Origin of the sequence: Acinetobacter sp. Res13-Abat-PEC15-P4-01 (genome assembly GCF_015676285.1) — a bacterium.
GTDB classification, from domain to species: domain Bacteria; phylum Pseudomonadota; class Gammaproteobacteria; order Pseudomonadales; family Moraxellaceae; genus Acinetobacter; species Acinetobacter nematophilus.
The window spans coordinates 250,109-268,854 of sequence record NZ_JADAIN010000020.1; the positions used below are offsets into that span (position 1 = coordinate 250,109).

Consider the following 18,746-nt stretch of genomic DNA (forward strand, 5'->3'; position numbering starts at 1 on the left):
GTACACTGTTTTTCAATTGTTATTCCGATGATGAAAAGAACATGATGCAAAAACAATTAGAATATATACAACGCTGGTTAGAACAGCACGCTCCACGAATTGCAACACAGTCATTGAATCCAGCAGCCAATAATACTCAATTAGAAGCTTTTGAAGCTCAGATTTCTAAACAATTACCTGAAGATTTTAAAGCCCTTTATCGTTGGCATGATGGGATGAATGAAGCGCAGAATTTGGGTAGTTTATTTTACGGTATGGAATTTCTATCACTTGCCAATATTGAAAATAGACGTATGCAACTTTCAGATATTGTCACTGAATTGTTTATACTGGAATATGCTGACCCTCAAATCAATTCGAGCAATGCCTATCATCGAGATTGGATTCAGTTTGCACATGATGGCGGGAGAACAGGTTTGTATATGGATTTGGCACCAACAGGTACAGGTAGAAGTGGTCAGATCATCTTTATCGATCATGAGTATAACGTGGGAATTTTAGTCGCCAACTCGCTCAGTGATTTACTTGAACAATTTTGTAATGATCTACAAAATGATTTGTATCAACTCAACGAAGATGCTTTGGAAGACGAAAATGAGTTTTTAGAAAGTGATCCGTCTATTGATTTAGTCAATTGGCATATGAGTGAACGGTGGGCTCGTCCTGATTTTGAGTAAGTGTTCATTATTTTTTGAGGGTGCTGTGAGAGGTGAAGGACAATATTTCCTAAACTTCATATTTATTTGAATTTAAACGTAGGTTTGCACGTATTGAAAATGAATACGCTCAGATCCTGTCTGAACGGCAATTGAGTTTCTGAAATTTTAATGACGGAGTGGGTGCAATTTGGACAACACTATATTCAAAATTTTTGCACTTTAGATTTGAGGCAGGGAGAGCTGAACTAAATCCGTTACCATCAATTCAATCCTATTGCTTGTATCGAACACTGTGATAGCGCTGAACAAGATCTGAACTATCTATGAAGTGTCGGTTTTGAGCGACCCCCCACAAGGAGGATGGCTTGATGTGAGGGTTTTACTGATTCATATGAGGAGAATAGTGTGATTATTCTGCATCGGGAACCGATCCAAGTTTAAAGATCAATAGATAGGTTTGAATTAAAAGAATAGATCATATCCCATCCGCCCAATCAGAAAAATCAGTAGTATCAGAAAGAAAATACGAATAAAACCACTTCCATATTTAAACGCCAATGCAGTTCCTGCGAGAGAGCCGAGTACATTACATATTGCTAAAATAATGCCTGCCATCCATAAAATATGCCCTGAGGGGATAAAGAAGAACATGGCAGAAATATTGGTGGCAACATTGACCAACTTGGCAGAAGCAGATGCATTGAGAAAATCAAAAGCAAACACTTTCACAAACAGAAAGAGCAAGAAGCTGCCTGTACCCGGTCCAAAAATACCATCATAGAAGCCAATCAATGCGCCAAAAAATAGACCGAGCGCGATCTCTTTTTTTCCTGTCTGTAAAACCGTATGTATTTTGCCTAAATCTTTTTTGGCAAAAGTATAGATCGCAATCAAGATCAGCAAAAAGAATATGATATAGCGCATCAACTCCTTAGGAATCAACGAAACAGACATGGCACCAAAGAAAGAAAATATGAACGCTGCCAACATGGTTGGCAGGATGAGTTTCCAGTTGATTGTTACTTTCTTAAAGTAAGCAAAAGCAGATGAAACGGTACCTGCCATAGCAATAATTTTATTGGTTCCAAAAACTGTGGCTAGACTTCGGGTTGGAAAAGCATGCATTAGGGCAGGGAGTAGCATTAATCCACCGCCCCCCACAGCAGCATCAATTAAGCCAGCGCAAAATGCAAAGAACCCCAAACTGAGCAGTATTGTTTCATATTCCATTACAGAAGTTCTAACTTTCATTTTAAGAAAACAATCATAGAAGATAATCTATTAAAAGTAATTAAAAAAGCGTAAATCTCAATAGATGAGATTTACGCTTAAGTTGAAGTGATTTGAAAATCTATACAGGTTTGTGAATCAGATTAAAAATCAACAGATGTTTGTAAATAGAAGGTACGTGGTTGCCCCACATATTTTCCACCTGTTGAATCAGATGAACGGGTAAAATATTCTTGATCAAATAGGTTTTTGATTCCACCTGCAACTTTCAAACCATAGAAATCTTGGCCAAAATCATAGCCTGTGCGTACAGCAAAAGTCGAATAACCTGGAATATCTCCAATACGGCCATCCGCGCTTTCTATAGTTTGATAGATATTGCCTGAACCTGGAGCATGTTGTTTGGATTGGGCAAACATATCTAGATTGACAGACCATTTTTCAAACGCATAGCCCAGACCTAAATTCCCTACGTGGCGTGAATAATAAGGGAGATCTTTACCCTCAAACTTTCCAGCCTTTGATAGTGCTTTGGTAAATGTGTAATTACTATAGATTTTCAGACCTTGAAGCATCTCATTAAGATGCCCAAAATCGTAATTTAAGCCCAGCTCTACACCTTTATGACTGGTTGCACCTAGATTGGTCCAGATCCCTGTACCAATATTATCAGGTCGCTCTAATATCAACTCTTTATCAAAGTCCAGATAAAACACGGTCATTTCGGCATTTAAGCCATTGCCCAGATATTTGGTACCAATCTCATAGTTATTGGACTTTTCAGGATGCAATCCATCTAAAGTCGTAACGGCTTGTCCAGCATCAACCTTGGCTAATTGATTATATTGCTGAGGACCAAATGAAACAGCCGCATTGGCAAAAATGTTCCATTGATCAGTGAAGTTATACTGCACTGCCAAGCTTGGCAAAAACTCATCAGATTTGATTTTTGGATGCACGGTGTTGATGAATTTACCATTTTGATAAGCGCTGTAATCATTTTGCGTCTGAATTGATTCAAAACGTACACCAGGTGTAATGGTCAATGCACCCAGACCAAAACGATTGTCAATATACACCGCATGGGCCTTGGTTCCACCTTCACTGATCGTATTGGCCAGACGCTCGCCCGGTATTCCCGTTGCAGTATTATATGGCGCAGTACGACCTGAGAACTCAGAACTGTCTTCTTTTAAATAACGGTAGCCAACAGTTACTTCATTATTCATATTGCCTAAGGTATAGGCGTACGAATAACGCGGTTCAATTCCAAAGTACTTATAATCACGTGGAGAGTTGCTGATTCGACTATTTGCAGTACCTTCTATAGCCGATTCCAGATCACTGGTACGGAAAGAATCGACATAGTAACCTAAGATTTCAAAATTATTCCGTTCGTCTTTGTGGCTATATTTGACCGAAACATCGGAACGGCGCCCTGCAAAATAATTTCGATATTGATTGGACTGGTAAGGATTTTTTGCATAGTCGGCTGTGGTTAATCCTTCAGGCATTTCACCACGACCTTCATAATGATGCAGATTGACAGCTAAAGCATCTTGATCAGTAAACTGATATGAAGATTTCAACATCACGTCATCGATATCTATGTCATTATTTGCTTCACGATAGCCATTCCCTTTGGTTCCAGAATAGAGTAAAGCAATCCCTAAACCATTTTCCATGGTCCCGCCAACAAATAGATTCGGGCTGTACTTCAGTTGATCTGTTCCAGTAGCAAACTCAGTCGTTAAACCAACGGAACCTGATAATTTTTCAGGGATTGAACGGGTATTGAAGTTGATGATGCCGCCGACATTTTGCGGTCCAAAACGTACAGAACCTGCACCACGAACTACATCAATAGATTCAATATTACCCATTGACACAGGTGCCATAGATAATTGTGGTTGCCCATAAGGCGCAAAAGATAGTGGGACACCATCCATCAAAACTGTAGAGCGTGGTGAGAGACGAGAAGTGAGACCACGAACGCCTAAATTTAGTGAAACATCACTGCCACCAGTACCATTGCTCTCTTGAACTTGAACACCAGGAACCTGTTTTAATGCATCACGAATGGAGGTTACTGCAGATTCATCCATTTTTTTGCGATCAACAATAGTCCGTGCCCCGGCATGTTGGTGAATTTTTTCAGCATTGGCTTCTTCAAGCCAGTTTCCTTCGGCTCGAACTGTGATTGTTTTAAGTGCTTGAGGCGTACCTGCTTGGGCATCCTCAGCAGAGGATGACATGGATATAAAAGTGAATGAAACGGCAATCGCCAAACTCAGTGGGCTGGGTTTGAATACGGTATAACTGTTTGTGTTGTGAACGGATATATTCATAAGGACTTAACAATTTGGAATTATGCGTATCTTAATCTGTTCAATGTAGTTTTTAAATCATGATGATTATCATTTAAAACTATGGTTTGATGGGATCAAGTGGAATTTTTAATAAACAATCAAACTGTTAAGCATAAATATTCAAAAACCGTGCTTTAGCACGGTTTCTGTGAGTCTCATTTAGGATTATATAAAAGAGATTATTTAAATTGAATAGAACCATTGGCATTCACTGTGATTTTTGATTCTCCAGCAGCCATGTTCTGTCCACCAGCATCAGCAGCCTCAAACTTAGCCATCGACGCTCGTGCCGCATACATCGGTTGAGGGTAAGAGTTGCTGGTGTTGATATTGATATTTACCAAGTTATAAGACGATTTATTCCATGCGTGGGTTAAAATTTGCGCGCGCTGTTGGAAGTTTTTCGAAGCTTCCACCATTAATTCATTTTCAACTTTTTTACGTTGTTCGTCAGACACTGTGAAATTAATTGACTGGGTTTGGAAGCTGTTTTGCAATTCATTGATTAATTGACTTGCCGCTTTAAAGTCCTTGCTTTCGATTTGGATTTCAGCACGGCCGCGCCAATCTTTTAATTTTTGATTGTCATTGTCATATACAGGATATGTGGTTTGTGAACCTGTTTCCACTTTAACTTGCGGATATTTTTTAGAGATCGCGATGGCTTGATTCATTAACTGAGTAATCTGTGCAGAAAGCTCAGCAGGTTGTTTGTTGGTTTTTTCGATGAACAGTACAGCATGCATTTCATCATTCGATACTTGACGTGTAGCATCTGCTTGGACATTTACAATATTGTAGTTTAGCGGATCATTATCAGCTGCCATTGTGATTGTGCTCAGTGTTGTTCCCAAGAGTAAAGTGGTTAAGGCTAAGTAACGCATAAGTCATCCTTAAAAAATCGTTTGATTAAATTTTATGACCAAAAAATATATTGTATAAATTGAATCTGTTTTGATGATAATGGTAGTTTGTGGAAAAACTATGGCGGATTTTGTGGTGCATTTGTAATAATTTACATAAAAATTGCAATAATCTCTTTTTTAAAATATTTTAAAAATTAACTGCTTATGCCTTTATGGGGGAGTGGATTTGTATAGGATCATGTCTTATGGGGAACGTGATTTTAATTGTCTACTTTTCTTTGCTTTGTCACATAGTATGATAATAATACTTGAACTGGATTGAGCTAAATGTTTTTTTCGATAAATGGAGAGTAGATAAGTACATAAAAGTTATTTATTTTCTTGTAAAAAACTGTATTATCGCGCTCCTAGTTATGAATATTAAAAGCTCTCTAACTAGATTTCTATAAAGCACCGAGTCAAAGGACCACAAGTCACCCGACTTATTTCTTTCAACCCATATCAGAGATGGTAATTCGATATGAGCGTTACTTCTGTAAATCCTGCTGCCACTTCCACAAACGAATACTACTTGACTCGCCAAAGTCAGATGGAATCGAATGTTCGTAGTTATCCACGTAAATTACCGTTAGCGATAGCGGAAGCACATGGTTGTTGGGTTACCGATGTTGAAGGTACAAAGTACCTCGATTGTTTAGCTGGGGCAGGAACATTGGCTTTGGGCCATAACCATCCTGCGGTGATTAAAAGTATTCAAGACACTTTAGCAAGTGGTTTACCTTTACATACTTTAGATTTAACAACGCCTTTAAAAGATGCTTTTACTGAAGCACTACTTGAACAACTTCCTGGTGGAAAAGAAGAGTATTGTTTGCAGTTCTGCGGTCCATCTGGTGCAGATGGGACAGAAGCAGCAATTAAATTGGCAAAAACATATACTGGTCGTAGTACGGTGATCAGCTTCTCTGGTGGTTACCATGGTATGACACATGGTGCACTTGCGATGACAGGTAACTTGTCTGCTAAAAATGCGGTAAATGGTCTAATGCCAGGCGTACAATTTATGCCATACCCGCATGAATACCGTTGCCCATTGGGAATTGGCGGTGAAGCAGGTGTAGATGCCCTTACATATTATTTCGAAAACTTCATCGAAGATGTCGAAAGTGGTGTGACCAAACCTGCTGCTGTAATCCTTGAAGCGATTCAAGGTGAAGGCGGTGTTGTATCTGCGCCTGCAAAATGGTTGCAGAAAATCCGTGAAGTGACTGAGCGCCATAACATCGTATTGATTTTAGATGAAGTTCAAGCGGGCTTCGCACGTTCAGGTAAAATGTTCGCCTTTGAACACGCAGGTATTGAACCTGATGTGGTGGTGATGTCGAAAGCTGTGGGTGGTAGTCTTCCATTGGCTGTATTGGGGATTAAACGCAAGTTTGATGCTTGGCAGCCTGCGGGGCATACGGGAACTTTCCGTGGCAACCAATTGGCTATGGGTACTGGTCTTGCAACGATCAAAACCATCAAAGAGCAAAATCTTTCGAAAAATGCGCAAGAACGTGGTGATTTCCTACAAGCAGAATTGAAAAAATTAGCACAGGAATACCCATGTATTGGTAATGTTCGTGGTCGCGGTTTAATGATCGGCATTGAAATTGTAGATGAACGTAAGCCAGCGGATCATATGGGTTCACTTCCTGCAGATTCGCAGTTGGCGGCTGCCATTCAAACTGCATGTTTTAACAATAAATTATTGTTGGAAAAAGGGGGTCGCAGTGGTACGGTGATCCGTCTACTTTGTCCGTTGATCATTACTCAAGAAGAATGCGAAGACGCGATTGCACGCTTTAAGAAAGCTGTTGCTGAAGCGCTTGTTGCAGTTCGAGGCGCTTGATTTATGGTAGATTTTGCAGAACATCGTAAAGCGTTACTCTGCAATGATGCTCAATCCATTGCTGACTATGAGTCAGCAATGGCTGAGGCGACTAAAGCAGTCGCGGCATGGTTGCAAAACGATAAAATGTATACCGGCGGAAGCATTAAAGAATTGCGTGAAGCAATTTCTTTTACGCCGTCTAAACAAGGTTTAGGGCTTCATCAATCGCTTGAGCGAATGGTTGAACTTTTCCTCAACAAGAGTTTAAAAGTACATCATCCTCATTCTTTAGCACATTTGCACTGCCCAACGATGGTGACCAGTCAAATTGCCGAAGTGTTGATTAATGCCACAAACCAATCAATGGACTCTTGGGATCAAAGCCCAGCAGGTTCATTGATGGAAGTTCAATTGATTGACTGGTTGCGCCAAAAAGTGGGCTATGGTGCAGGTCAAGCAGGCGTATTCACTTCTGGTGGTACACAGTCAAACTTGATGGGTGTACTGTTGGCACGTGACTGGTGTATTGCCAAGAATTGGAAAGATGAGGACGGTCGTCCTTGGTCTGTTCAACGTGACGGCGTTCCAAACGAAGCGATGCGTAATGTCAAAGTGATTTGCTCTGAAAATGCACATTTCTCTGTACAAAAAAATATGGCAATGATGGGCATGGGCTTTCAGTCTGTGGTCACTGTACCTGTCAATGAAAATGCCCAGATGGATGTCGATGCGCTTGAAAAAACCATGGCGCATTTACAGGCTGAAGGCAAAATCGTAGCGTGTGTTGTTGCGACAGCAGGGACGACAGATGCGGGTGCGATTGATCCATTGAAAAAAATCCGTGAAATTACCAACAAATATGGCGCGTGGATGCATATCGATGCGGCATGGGGCGGTGCGCTGATTCTTTCAAATGACTACCGTTCAATGCTGGATGGAATTGAATTGTCTGATTCAATTACATTGGATTTCCACAAGCATTATTTTCAAAGCATTTCATGTGGTGCATTCTTGCTTAAAGATGAAGCGAATTATCGTTTCATGCATTATGAAGCTGAGTATTTAAACTCGGCTTATGATGAAGAGCATGGGGTGCCGAACCTTGTTTCGAAGTCATTGCAAACAACACGTCGTTTCGATGCATTGAAATTGTGGATGACAATTGAAAACTTGGGTGAAGAGCTATATGGTTCGATGATTGATCACGGTGTTAAGCTGACGCGTGAAGTTGCTGACTATATCAAAGCTACCCAGGGCCTAGAGCTTTTGGTTGAGCCACAATTTGCATCGGTGTTGTTCCGTGTCGTTCCAGAGGATTATCCTGTGGAGTTGCTGGATACATTGAATCAAAACGTTGCAGATGAATTATTTGCACGTGGTGAGGCCAATATTGGTGTAACCAAGGTGGGGCAGGTTCAATCTTTGAAAATGACCACTTTAAGTCCAGTTGCAACTTTAGACAACGTGAAAAATCTTCTTGCTTTGGTGTTGGAAGAAGCAGATCGTATTAAAGCTGCAATCGCAGATGGCACATATACACCTGCAATTGACTAGGTGTAAACCGTATTGATTGATCTGAAATAGATTTTGTTTATTTTAAAATGCCCAATGAACTTCATTGGGCATTTTTTTATTTGCTTTGTTTAAGCGCATCAATTCAATGAAGAATAAAGCCATTTCAGGCTTGAGCGTCATCTTTCTCAAGAAAAGCTGAGGAATAAAAAAAGAGATCATATCGATCTCTTTTAATTCAAAAGGAGGATTAAAAATTACACATTGAACTATTGCGGGTCAAGTCGGGTCCCCAGGTACGATAGCCTTGTGTGTCAATATGGATTTGTCCTGAAGCATATAATCCTAAGCCCATGTTTAAACTTTGACCGTACTGCGCCCAGAATTGGCAAAGTTTGAACTTGGTGTGTTCAATATAAGCATAATCTTCAGGTTGAGGATTTTCAGGACCAATACGAAAATCAATGGCTGAATTAAATAAATGCCGTGAAGAGCCAGCACCCCCAGCGCATTGATTTAATGGTAAGTCACGATAGACCGAAGTGACGGTAAAATCAGTCAATACTTTGGATGCAACCAGATACTTAAACACTTTCAATGTTGGCAATTGATTATTCCATAATTCACGGCTTGGGATCATGTATTCTGATTTACCACATTTTTCCCAATCACGTGCAGTTTTAAATAGTTCAAAACTTGGAATAATGTTCCCTGCATTGTTTTGTTCAAGAAAACGTTCATAGCCACGCGCACGAGACTGATTGTCACCATACATTAACCATTGGCGATAAGAGGCAGGCATGGTCTTTTGTGGGATTGGCCGTTCAATCGTAATTTTTTCTTCAGGGATATAAATACGTTGACCATGCGGTGTGCTAATTGTTGGATTCTTTTGAGGGGAAGATGTACATCCAGCCAGAATCATTGTAGTAACACCGACAGCAAGTAGACCTTTCAAAATAAATTTCATTCTCAATATTAGCTAAAGAAAGTAACGGAGTATTCTAGTCTAGTTTAGATTGGGTATTATGAATAAATTGCAAATAAATGTATAAATTGCATATTTAAATGCAAAAAGATCAGCCTAAGCTGATCTTTTAGGACAATACTTATTTTTCTAAGTACTGTAATTTATCTGGCTTACCATTCCATTCTTCACGATCTGCTGGTTGATCGCCAATTTGAGTGATATTAGGCCATTTTTGTGCAAGCTCAGCATTTAATTCAATAAAGACTTCTTGACCTTCAGGTAATTCGTCTTCTGAGAAAATTGCATTTGCAGGGCACTCAGGTTCACATAATGCACAGTCAATACACTCGTCTGGGCTAATGACAAGGAAATTCGGACCTTCATAAAAACAGTCTACTGGACATACTTCTACGCAGTCTTGATATTTACACTTAATACAATTTTCAGTGACAACAAAGGTCATGGCGTCAGCTACCTAAAAATATGGTTCTAATTAATAATGCTGTATTTTAGGGAAAACGCGACAAAGTAACAATTGCTTTTATTGATATTTAATATAGATGAACCTGCTGAATCAATTTTTTTTATAGGAAAAAGATATATTTTGTGATGAATTTTGCAATTTTATAAATATAGGTAATGATTCTAAGAAATCTATAGTTGAAAAAATGCTAAGAATATTAAAAAAAAGGTATAACTGTAATATTGAATAAATCACAAAAAATGTTTTATTGCTTGAATAATAAACCGATTATATAGATCCTGTCAGTGCTTGAAGGGGACTGACAGGATTTCATGGCTATTCACTGAGATCATAAATTAAATGAATATCCTCAGGCTCTAAAGCCCAGAGCTGTTGATCTGGGTTTTCTAAAAGCTTTGCACCTTGTTTGAGATAAAAATCAACTGTGCGTTGTGTGGGAGTTGCCGAAATATAGAGTTGTTTGGCACCTAATTGTTTTGCTGAAGTGGCGGCTGTTTGCATCAACTGGCTGCCAATGCCGTGCCCTTGATGATCGGCATCGACATAAAAATATTGCAGTAGCTTCGCCTGTGGATAATCAGTAATTCTTTGATTCGATACGACCTGAACTGCGATAAGTTGACTTGAGGGATTAAAGCCACCAATGCAAATGGCACCTTGTTGGCAAAGGTGTTTAATCAAGGGCGGATCATTTTCAAGGTGATGCTGATCCCAAGTTTGAACATCATAAAAGCAGTCAACGTGCTGCAACTGTTGCCCCTGTTGTTGATACATGGATGTGATTAATTCTTTTCGATCAATCTGTTGCCAAATCAAATCAATCTCAGTGTGTTGTAATGGTCTAAAGGAAATCTTGATTTTACAATCCTCGAATTTGTTTCAACTAGTTTTGATATATTAAAATTGTGTGTTGTAGTATTCAGATTTTCACTTTGTTTGCAATATGCTTTTCTAGAACCCGCTTAAATAACAAGCAGGTTCTGAAATATTGGCTTATGACTTCAAAGCTGCTTTAAGTGCATACAATTGCTCAAGGGCTTGACGAGGGGTTAGATCATCAAGGTCGATATTTGCCAAAGTATCAAGCACAGGAGAGGGCTTGATGATTTCAATGACTTTCTCAATTTCGATGATTTGTTCCGTCTCTACAGTTTCAATACTGTTTAAGTCTGCAAATAAGTCATTTTGTACGACGGATTGCAATTGTTGCTGTTGTTGCTTTTCTAAAATTTTTAAGCGTTTTTGAGCTTCTTTGATTACTCCAGCAGGAATACCTGCAAGTTTTGCGACTTGTAAGCCATGGCTTTGACTGGCAGGGCCTTGTTGTACCTTATGCAATAAAATCAAATTACCATTTAACTCTTTTGCCGTGACATGATAATTATCAATTGCGACTTCTTTTGATAATTCAGTTAATTCAAAATAGTGGGTTGCAAAAAGGCATAAGCATTTGATGCGTTTGGTTAAGTCGAGCACACATGCCCAAGCCAGCGACAAACCGTCATAGGTACTTGTCCCTCGACCAACCTCATCCATCAGCACCAAAGACTGATTGGTGGCATGATGTAAAATTTGTGAGGTTTCAGTCATTTCCACCATGAAGGTTGATTTACCGGTAGATAAATCATCGGCAGAACCAATACGAGTAAAGATACGATCTATGGGACCAAGTTTTGCGGCTTTGGCAGGAACGAAACTGCCACAGTAGGCGAGTAAACTGATCAGAGCAGTTTGACGCATGAAAGTCGATTTCCCGCCCATATTTGGACCTGTAATGATTGCCATGCGATGATTGAAATCAAGATGGGTATCGTTTGGCGTAAATGGTGCTTTACTCAGGGATTCAACCACAGGATGACGACCAGCGGTAATTTTAATGCCGATTTCTGGGCTATATTCAGGTCGATTCCAGTTGTTTAAACGCGCTTGATGTGCAAAGTTCGCCAATAGATCAATATGTGCAATGGAGGCACTCATCATCTGCAAATTGGCAATATCCGCTCTTAACTCATCTAGCAACATTTCAAAAAGCAACTTTTCCCTAGCCAATGCACGAGATTCACTGGAAAGTACTTTATCTTCAAAAGACTTTAACTCTGGCGTAATGTAGCGTTCAGCATTTTTTAATGTCTGACGACGAATATAATGTTCAGGTGCCTGCTCTGCCTGAGCACGTGTTAGTTCAATGTAATAACCACTTACACGGTTATAACCAATTTTTAAGGTGTTAATTCCTGTTGATTCACGTTCCTTGATTTCCAGATCAATCAGAAATTGTCCAGCATGATCACGGATTTTACGAAGTTCGTCTAATTCAGTATCGAAGCCTTCGGCAATGACATTACCGTCGCGCAAAAAAACAGGTGGATGTTCAACGATGGCAGACATCAAACGCTGGTGCAATCCATTAAAATCGCCCAATTCTTCATTCAATTGCCCAATTAATTTAGATTGTTGGGTATTGAGAATAGGCTGCAGGGCATGTCTTAAAAAGGGGATTTGTGCGCATGCCTGACGTAGTTGTACCAAATCACGCGGGCGTGCACTCCCCAGCGCGACCCGACTTAACACACGTTCAATATCTCCAATTTCTTTGAGCACTAAACGTACGGGGGCTTCATGGTAACCTTTGAGCAATGTATCTGTTGCATCAAGTCGTTCATCTAATATTTGCGTGTCACGTATAGGTTGCATCAAGGTACGTGCAAGCAGACGACCTCCCATGGCAGTTTGGCAATCATTGATCAGACCAAATAAGGATGTTCCATGTTCAAACAGAGGATCAATAATTTCTAAATTGCGCCGAGTGACAGGATCCAGTGCAATAAAATCTGAACTTTGTTCTAATTTAATTGAACGAATATGCGGCAAAGCCGTTTTTTGAGTTTCTTTCGCATAATGAAGTAAGGCAGCAGCTGCGGCTTTAGCCAGGGGTAAATGATCAATCCCAAAGCCAGAAAGTGTAGAAACAGCAAACTGATCACACAAGGTTTTTTGTGCATTATTTAAATTGAAATCAACATTAGGGCGTTTGGTGATAGGACACTCAATTTGTTTTTTTATTTGCTCAATAATATTGGGATCGACAATGTCTTCATCGACTAGAATTTCACTTGGCATCAATCGTGCCAGTTCAATCGCAAGATTTTCAGATTTAAAATCTTGCTGCTGAACTTTAAAAATACCTGCACTTAGGTCAAGCAGGGCTATACCGATCTGATTTTGCTGAAAGCATAAGGCAACAAGATTGGATGACTGTGTCGCGGTCAATAAGGCATCGTCAGTGAGTGTGCCTGGGGTAATGATTCTGACGACACCACGTTCAACAGGTCCTTTTCCTGTGACTTCACCAATCTGCTCACAGATCACCACAGCTTCGCCTTTTTTGACTAAACGGGCCAAGTAGCCTTCAGCAGCATGATAAGGTACACCTGCCATTGGAATAGGTTCACCATTGGCTTTTCCACGGTGCGTGAGCGTAATTCCAAGTAGTTTGGCTGCTTTTTTTGCATCATCAAAGAAAAGTTCGTAAAAGTCGCCCATGCGATAGAACATGAGTGAATGCGGATGCTGCATTTTTACTTTTAAATATTGCTGCATCATAGGGGTGTGAGAAGATAAGTCAGCCGTTATTTCTGTATTATTCATGTATGTGAAATCCCTGAATTTAAGCAAAAAAAATCAATCTAAAAGTAGCCTGGCCGTCTAACCAAATCCAATTTTTCTGAGTGGTCTGAACTAATCAAAAAAGGAAGTATACCTTGAAGGTTACTCGGGATTGTTAAAATTAAATCAACAAAGGGGAGATGATTAGCTCAATTTCTCATAAGAGCCATCTTAGCAAATTGACGCGAATTAATAAAAAACAATTCTGCGCTGAATGGAGGAATAAACAGCAAAAAGAAAGATGACGCTATCTGGTCGAGCGATTGATAAAATGAACAAAGAGCTACTTATAGAAAACTAAGTAGCTCATTTAGTAGAAAATTTAAATCTTTGAAATTGCATTTATCTACATAAGAAGCCTTTGCCTAATTCATCACCTTCGTCATAAATAAAACTCGAGCGACCAGTATAAAAACCTTTACCAAAAACTTTGACTTGAACTGCATTTAGGTCTTCAAAATCAGCAGTAGAATGTACTTCTGCTCTAAATTCTGAATTTACAATACTTTTAAAGTTTGCTTGTTCACCGATCTGATAAATACCTCTTGAGTAGGCTTGAGCCATACGGGCGGTAACGCCAGATCCAGTTGGACTACGATCAACTTGAGCATCCGCAAAAATACATATATTTTTTGATGGTTTCTTCAAAGGTAGATTGCTATCTGTAATAATCGTTCCATATAAGAACGCTAAGTCATCGCTATCAGGGTGAGTCAATTTAAGCTGCGCTTTTGCTTTTTGGGTAACGGCGTCAGCTGCATGCGTCAGTTTTTCAACACTATCTTTCTCAATATTAAGACCCAACACATGGTCTTCTACGAGAGCGTAAAAAGCACCACCATAACTGACATCAACTTTAATTTTTTGTCCGTTGTCTAAATTAATTTCTTGATCAAGTAATAAGGCAAATGCTGGAACACTGATAAAAGAAGTTTCATATGTAGTTGGATCAATTTCGACTTGTACTAAACCACAAGGACATTCAATATTCACAGTTGTTTTAGGGAATTGGCGTTCAACAATTCCTTCATCAATTGCAAAGCGTCCTAAAGCAATGACAGCATGACCGCACATAGTGCTATAGCCTTCGTTATGCATGAAAAGAACGGCTAAATCGGCATTTGGCAAACTAGGTTCAACCAAAAGGGCTCCATACATTTCTTTATGGCCGCGTGGTTCAAACATTAAAAACTTTCTTAAGTGATCAAGATGTTGGATAACGAATCTTCTTTTTTTTAGAATCGTATTACCTTCAATCGCTGGGTAGCCCTTTGTAATAATACGAAGAGGCTCACCACCTGTATGCATGTCAACAACGTCAATGTTTGGATAATTTTCCATTACTTCACCAATTAAGCTTTTACTTGATTATAAGCTAGTGTTGCAACTGCTAAGTCTTCAATAGATGAACCCACAGCTTTAAAAACAGTTATACAATTCTCTGGAAGATTGAGCGCTTTTCTTCCATTCTTTTGATTACGACTAAGTGAAATAAAATCACCTAAGATAGAATCTTCTGTAATCGCACCTTTTTCAATAGGTGTAATAAAGTCACCAGTTTCATGTAAAGCAGCTTCTTTAAAGTCAGCAAAGATACGTGCCTTTTTCATGAGTTGATCATCTGCTTCTCGCATAGTTGGTGTAAAGCTTCCGATTAAATCTATATGCGCACCTTCTTGTACCCAGTCACCTAAAATGAGTGGTTCAGTACTTAAAGTAGCACAACTTACAATATCTGCTCTTTTAACTGCTTCTTCTAATTGGTTGAGCTCAACTCTTGTAGCATTTATGCCTACAGCTTTTAATTCCTCTACGAATGAATCAGCATTTGCTGGTGTAATGTCCCAAATTTCTACAGTTTCAATGTTTCTTACATTCAGAATTGCTGGCACAACATTCCGTGCAACACGGCCCGCACCAACCATTAAAAGATGTTTGCTATCTTCTCTAGAAAGATATTTTGCAGCTAGAGCAGAAGCAGCAGCTGTACGGCGAGCCGTAATAATATTACCGTCAAAGCGAGCTAATAAATCCCCTGTTGTTGCTGAACTAAGTAAATAGTGGCTATTTAACCCTGGTTTTCCTAACTTTGAGTTACCAGGAAAAACATTAACTTGTTTAACACCTAAATATTCTCCATCGATCCATGCTGGCATTAATAGAAGGGTAGCTGTATCTGTATTAGGAACTTTTACTTCATGGTGATGTCGTATAGGGCAACAAACATCTTTACGAAATACATCATCTAAAGCTTGAATTAATTTATCCCAAGGTAATAAATCACTTAAATTATCAGGTTCATATATTGCACTCATTTAGATACTCCTTTACTCATTTTTCACAATCTTGTATTAAATGAGTGCATCGGTTCTTACCAATTATTAGGCATTTTTTAGCAATTATTTCAAAAATATGAACCTTAACAGAAATGGTAAAAAATAAAGAATTTTTGATAATACTAAGGAACAACCAAATCTTAAGATGAATTATGGTCAACAGAGGACGTGATCTGGAAACTGAAATTTCCACTGTTGTTGAATAAAACCTATTTCTTAGAGTTATAAGAAATATTCATTTTAAGGAAAGAAGATGAATTGGTGGAAGAATCAAAAACTGTATGTAAAGATCTTAATCGGCGTGATTTTAGGGATTATAGTAGGTTTTACCTTCGGCGAAAAAACTGAATTTTTAAGCCCAATTGGTAATATATTCTTGAGGTCATTACAGGCAATTATCGTTCCAGTGGTATTTTTCAGTTTAGTTTCTGGTATGACGAAACTTGAGAATATTGAGAAACTGAGAACTATTGGAGTTAAAGCTGTATGTTTCTATATAGTCACAGGCTTTGTAGCTACTGTTTTAGGTGTGATTGCTGCATTATTTTTTGCACCTGGAAAACAAGAAACTGCCCATATCAAAGAAGCTGTAAGTAGTTTAGCAGTACATAAACAGTTCAGCTTTAATTTTGTAGAGAATATTGTCAATTGGTTTCCAAAAAATATCATTGAATCAATGTCTAACGGAAACATCCTACAAATCATCATTTTTGCTATTGTAATGGGGATTGCACTTATTGCATTGGGTGAGCGTGGGAAAAAACTCGTAGACCTATTTAATGTAGGCGCAGACCTAAGTATCAAGATGGCTGAGATTGTTATCTCATTTGCACCTTATGGTATTTTTGCATTAATGGCGACAGCTACCTCAAAATTTGGTGGAGAGTTCTTACTGCAAGGTTTACGCTATATTTTGGCAGATGTCACTGGTATTGCCATAGTAATGTTAGTGGTTTATCCAATTATCATTGCTTTATTTACACGCTATCGCCCGATTACATTCTATAAAGTGATTAGCCCAGCAATGCTGATGGGGGCGAGTACCACATCTAGTAGTGCAACATTACCTACAACAATGCAAATTGCGCGCGAAAAATTGGGTATTTCTGAGAAAATCTTTGGCTTTACCATTCCTCTAGGCGCTACCGTAAATATGAATGGTATGTCTGTTGTTTTAGGTGTTATTGCAATATTTGCAGCCAATGCTCATGGTGTAGATATTACGATTGATTTCCTTGCTACGACTATCTTCCTAGGAGTCTTTTTAGCAGCCGGTACGGGAGGAGTGAAAGGTGCAGATATTATTATGGCATCGATTATGTTAACGACTCTTGGTTTTCCATTAACGTTACTACCAATCATTGCAGCATTATCACCATTGCTAGATATGGGACATACTGTGTGTAATATCACGGGTGATCTAATTGGAACAGCTGTGGTAGAAAAGGGTGAAGAGGCCAAGACCGAAAATGTTACAAATATCGCTTAATTTTTAAAACTAAAAGACTTTAATTAAAAAACCTCTATTTAATTTACAATAGAGGTTTTTTTCATCTGTTTTGGACTGAAGCCATAATAACGATTGAAAGCTCTTGTGAAAGATGGTTGATTTGAGAAACCTAGTTCATAAGTGACTCTAGACAAACTGAAATGGCATATTTCAATATAATATTTAGCCCATTCCATTCTTCTTTTCATAATGTATTTATTAGGCGGCATTCCAAGGTTTTGATTAAATTTGGCAATCATCGTACTTACACTCATATTAAGAATTTTTGCCAATTCTTCACCAGTGGGCGGAGCAGTAAGCCTTCTATCAATGATTTGATCGATTTGCCCTTTTTTAATTAACCGGCAATTTTCTCTCAAAATGCTCTCATCAATTTGATTTTTGAGAAAATCTGTCAAAAGGAGAATTGCAGTTTGTTGTTTCACAAACTCATGGTGGTAATTCCAGTTGCTCCCTTGTTGCGCAACAGAGGTAAGCACTCCTCTGGAGAAGTCACTAATGTTATTAAATAGGGCTTGTTCATTGATTAGCTGTTTTAGGTCAACGCCAGCAGACAAGCAAATAGAATTTAGGGTGGGATCGTTTAAAGGTATATCAACGACAATTAATCTACTCTCTGTATCTTTACCTGTATAAAGATGTTGACAATCTGATGGTAAGAATAGGGCATTCGATTGTTTTAATTTAAAGACCCCATGTTCCAGTTCACAGATGACGTTTCCTCGTTCACCAAATAGGATTTGGGCAAAATCATGAGTATGTTCCCCATGAGAGACAGAAATGTCATTAATTCTGATTGTAGACTTCATAAGCACGATCCCTGCACCACAATACTTGAATGTGACATTTGCAAGCAAACACATCTGCAAATATACGAATTAGTATCTATTTTATTCGTATTCAAAGTCAATTACAGATTGCTACAATATTGGAGTGATGATCATTTTAAATAATTTATTTTCATGGGATTTAATAATTTCAACAGTTTAACCAAACTGCTGAAATTATTCTTAAAATAAGTTGTTACATCGCTATAATAAAAAAATCACTTTTGTTACTGCCAAATTCAATACTCTAATTACTTTGTAAGGTTTTGATCGAACTTAGCCCTTTTGTAAGATTCAAAAGATGATTTACTGATAATGACAACGGATTCTTTGTCTTTATGAGTTACTTCGACAGGTTGGCCTAAAATAGCCTTATTCATTAGTATCGAGAGCTGTGCTCTAGCATTTGTATGATTCATAGTTTCCATTTTTCACCTTTTA

Annotated in this window: 15 protein-coding genes; 4 read left to right on the plus strand and 11 right to left on the minus strand. The window is 38.7% G+C overall.

Features of this window, described 5'->3' with window-relative positions; all coding sequences use genetic code 11:
* The first annotated feature begins 41 nt into the window (after positions 1 to 41).
* Positions 42 to 677 (plus strand): SMI1/KNR4 family protein, encoded by a 636-nt coding sequence (locus tag IMO47_RS08190; RefSeq protein ID WP_196075470.1) that lies wholly within the window; start codon positions 42 to 44, stop codon positions 675 to 677.
* A gap of 444 nt (positions 678 to 1,121) precedes the next feature.
* Here the strand turns inward: IMO47_RS08190 and IMO47_RS08195 are convergent, their stop codons facing one another.
* The 3 genes from IMO47_RS08195 to IMO47_RS08205 all read right to left on the minus strand — a co-directional run bounded on the left by IMO47_RS08195 (position 1,122) and on the right by IMO47_RS08205 (position 5,142).
* The gene (locus IMO47_RS08195; protein ID WP_196075475.1) at positions 1,122 to 1,889 is read right to left on the minus strand and encodes a TSUP family transporter; all 768 of its coding nucleotides are present in this window, start codon (positions 1,887 to 1,889) and stop codon (positions 1,122 to 1,124) included.
* 143 nt (positions 1,890 to 2,032) lie between these two features.
* Positions 2,033 to 4,237 (minus strand): TonB-dependent siderophore receptor, encoded by a 2,205-nt coding sequence (locus IMO47_RS08200; RefSeq protein WP_196075469.1) that lies wholly within the window; start codon positions 4,235 to 4,237, stop codon positions 2,033 to 2,035.
* Between the two features lie 200 nt (positions 4,238 to 4,437).
* Positions 4,438 to 5,142 (minus strand): SIMPL domain-containing protein, encoded by a 705-nt coding sequence (locus tag IMO47_RS08205; protein ID WP_196075468.1) that lies wholly within the window; start codon positions 5,140 to 5,142, stop codon positions 4,438 to 4,440.
* A 502-nt stretch (positions 5,143 to 5,644) separates the two neighbouring features.
* Between IMO47_RS08205 and IMO47_RS08210 the strand changes: the two genes are divergently transcribed.
* Both IMO47_RS08210 and IMO47_RS08215 read left to right on the plus strand, forming a co-directional pair.
* The gene (locus IMO47_RS08210; RefSeq protein ID WP_196075467.1) at positions 5,645 to 7,018 is read left to right on the plus strand and encodes a diaminobutyrate--2-oxoglutarate transaminase; all 1,374 of its coding nucleotides are present in this window, start codon (positions 5,645 to 5,647) and stop codon (positions 7,016 to 7,018) included.
* A 3-nt stretch (positions 7,019 to 7,021) separates the two neighbouring features.
* Complete coding sequence (locus IMO47_RS08215; RefSeq protein WP_196075466.1) at positions 7,022 to 8,554, plus strand: aspartate aminotransferase family protein; 1,533 nt, start codon at positions 7,022 to 7,024, stop codon at positions 8,552 to 8,554.
* Positions 8,555 to 8,762: 208 nt separating this feature from the next.
* Here IMO47_RS08215 and IMO47_RS08220 read toward each other — a convergent pair whose 3' ends face one another.
* The 6 genes from IMO47_RS08220 to IMO47_RS08245 all read right to left on the minus strand — a co-directional run bounded on the left by IMO47_RS08220 (position 8,763) and on the right by IMO47_RS08245 (position 15,947).
* Positions 8,763 to 9,482 carry a D-Ala-D-Ala carboxypeptidase family metallohydrolase gene (locus tag IMO47_RS08220; RefSeq protein WP_196075465.1) on the minus strand — a complete coding sequence of 240 codons (720 nt, stop codon included), beginning with the start codon at positions 9,480 to 9,482 and terminating at the stop codon, positions 8,763 to 8,765.
* A gap of 139 nt (positions 9,483 to 9,621) precedes the next feature.
* Positions 9,622 to 9,945: a ferredoxin FdxA gene (gene fdxA, locus IMO47_RS08225; protein WP_120384435.1), complete on the minus strand. Its 324-nt coding sequence runs from the start codon at positions 9,943 to 9,945 to the stop codon at positions 9,622 to 9,624.
* A gap of 336 nt (positions 9,946 to 10,281) precedes the next feature.
* Positions 10,282 to 10,824 (minus strand): GNAT family N-acetyltransferase, encoded by a 543-nt coding sequence (locus IMO47_RS08230; protein ID WP_196075474.1) that lies wholly within the window; start codon positions 10,822 to 10,824, stop codon positions 10,282 to 10,284.
* Between the two features lie 135 nt (positions 10,825 to 10,959).
* Positions 10,960 to 13,614: a DNA mismatch repair protein MutS gene (mutS, locus tag IMO47_RS08235; RefSeq protein WP_196075464.1), complete on the minus strand. Its 2,655-nt coding sequence runs from the start codon at positions 13,612 to 13,614 to the stop codon at positions 10,960 to 10,962.
* A 360-nt stretch (positions 13,615 to 13,974) separates the two neighbouring features.
* On the minus strand, positions 13,975 to 14,973 hold the full coding sequence (locus IMO47_RS08240; protein WP_196075463.1) for a proline racemase family protein: 999 nt from the start codon (positions 14,971 to 14,973) through the stop codon (positions 13,975 to 13,977).
* Between the two features lie 11 nt (positions 14,974 to 14,984).
* Positions 14,985 to 15,947, minus strand: a complete 963-nt coding sequence (locus IMO47_RS08245; protein ID WP_196075462.1) for an ornithine cyclodeaminase family protein — start codon at positions 15,945 to 15,947, stop codon at positions 14,985 to 14,987.
* Positions 15,948 to 16,221: 274 nt separating this feature from the next.
* Between IMO47_RS08245 and IMO47_RS08250 the strand changes: the two genes are divergently transcribed.
* Positions 16,222 to 17,457, plus strand: coding sequence for a dicarboxylate/amino acid:cation symporter (locus IMO47_RS08250; protein ID WP_196075461.1), 1,236 nt, complete (start codon positions 16,222 to 16,224; stop codon positions 17,455 to 17,457).
* Between the two features lie 38 nt (positions 17,458 to 17,495).
* Here IMO47_RS08250 and IMO47_RS08255 read toward each other — a convergent pair whose 3' ends face one another.
* Together IMO47_RS08255 and IMO47_RS08260 are read right to left on the minus strand one after the other, a co-directional pair.
* Positions 17,496 to 18,287 (minus strand): AraC family transcriptional regulator, encoded by a 792-nt coding sequence (locus IMO47_RS08255; protein WP_196075460.1) that lies wholly within the window; start codon positions 18,285 to 18,287, stop codon positions 17,496 to 17,498.
* A 269-nt stretch (positions 18,288 to 18,556) separates the two neighbouring features.
* On the minus strand, positions 18,557 to 18,733 hold the full coding sequence (locus IMO47_RS08260) for a type II toxin-antitoxin system prevent-host-death family antitoxin (RefSeq protein ID WP_196075459.1): 177 nt from the start codon (positions 18,731 to 18,733) through the stop codon (positions 18,557 to 18,559).
* Positions 18,734 to 18,746 lie beyond the last annotated feature (13 nt).

What these genes read in the sequence shown, in the direction of transcription:
- IMO47_RS08190 (WP_196075470.1), top strand. Translation starts at nt 42, where the DNA reads ATGATGCAAAAACAATTAGAATATATACAACGCTGGTTAGAACAGCAC.
- IMO47_RS08195 (WP_196075475.1), bottom strand. Translation starts at nt 1,889, where the DNA reads ATGGAATATGAAACAATACTGCTCAGTTTGGGGTTCTTTGCATTTTGC.
- IMO47_RS08200 (WP_196075469.1), bottom strand. Translation starts at nt 4,237, where the DNA reads ATGAATATATCCGTTCACAACACAAACAGTTATACCGTATTCAAACCC.
- IMO47_RS08205 (WP_196075468.1), bottom strand. Translation starts at nt 5,142, where the DNA reads ATGCGTTACTTAGCCTTAACCACTTTACTCTTGGGAACAACACTGAGC.
- IMO47_RS08210 (WP_196075467.1), top strand. Translation starts at nt 5,645, where the DNA reads ATGAGCGTTACTTCTGTAAATCCTGCTGCCACTTCCACAAACGAATAC.
- IMO47_RS08215 (WP_196075466.1), top strand. Translation starts at nt 7,022, where the DNA reads ATGGTAGATTTTGCAGAACATCGTAAAGCGTTACTCTGCAATGATGCT.
- IMO47_RS08220 (WP_196075465.1), bottom strand. Translation starts at nt 9,482, where the DNA reads ATGAAATTTATTTTGAAAGGTCTACTTGCTGTCGGTGTTACTACAATG.
- fdxA (WP_120384435.1), bottom strand. Translation starts at nt 9,945, where the DNA reads ATGACCTTTGTTGTCACTGAAAATTGTATTAAGTGTAAATATCAAGAC.
- mutS (WP_196075464.1), bottom strand. Translation starts at nt 13,614, where the DNA reads ATGAATAATACAGAAATAACGGCTGACTTATCTTCTCACACCCCTATG.
- IMO47_RS08240 (WP_196075463.1), bottom strand. Translation starts at nt 14,973, where the DNA reads ATGGAAAATTATCCAAACATTGACGTTGTTGACATGCATACAGGTGGT.
- IMO47_RS08245 (WP_196075462.1), bottom strand. Translation starts at nt 15,947, where the DNA reads ATGAGTGCAATATATGAACCTGATAATTTAAGTGATTTATTACCTTGG.
- IMO47_RS08250 (WP_196075461.1), top strand. Translation starts at nt 16,222, where the DNA reads ATGAATTGGTGGAAGAATCAAAAACTGTATGTAAAGATCTTAATCGGC.
- IMO47_RS08255 (WP_196075460.1), bottom strand. Translation starts at nt 18,287, where the DNA reads ATGAAGTCTACAATCAGAATTAATGACATTTCTGTCTCTCATGGGGAA.
- IMO47_RS08260 (WP_196075459.1), bottom strand. Translation starts at nt 18,733, where the DNA reads ATGGAAACTATGAATCATACAAATGCTAGAGCACAGCTCTCGATACTA.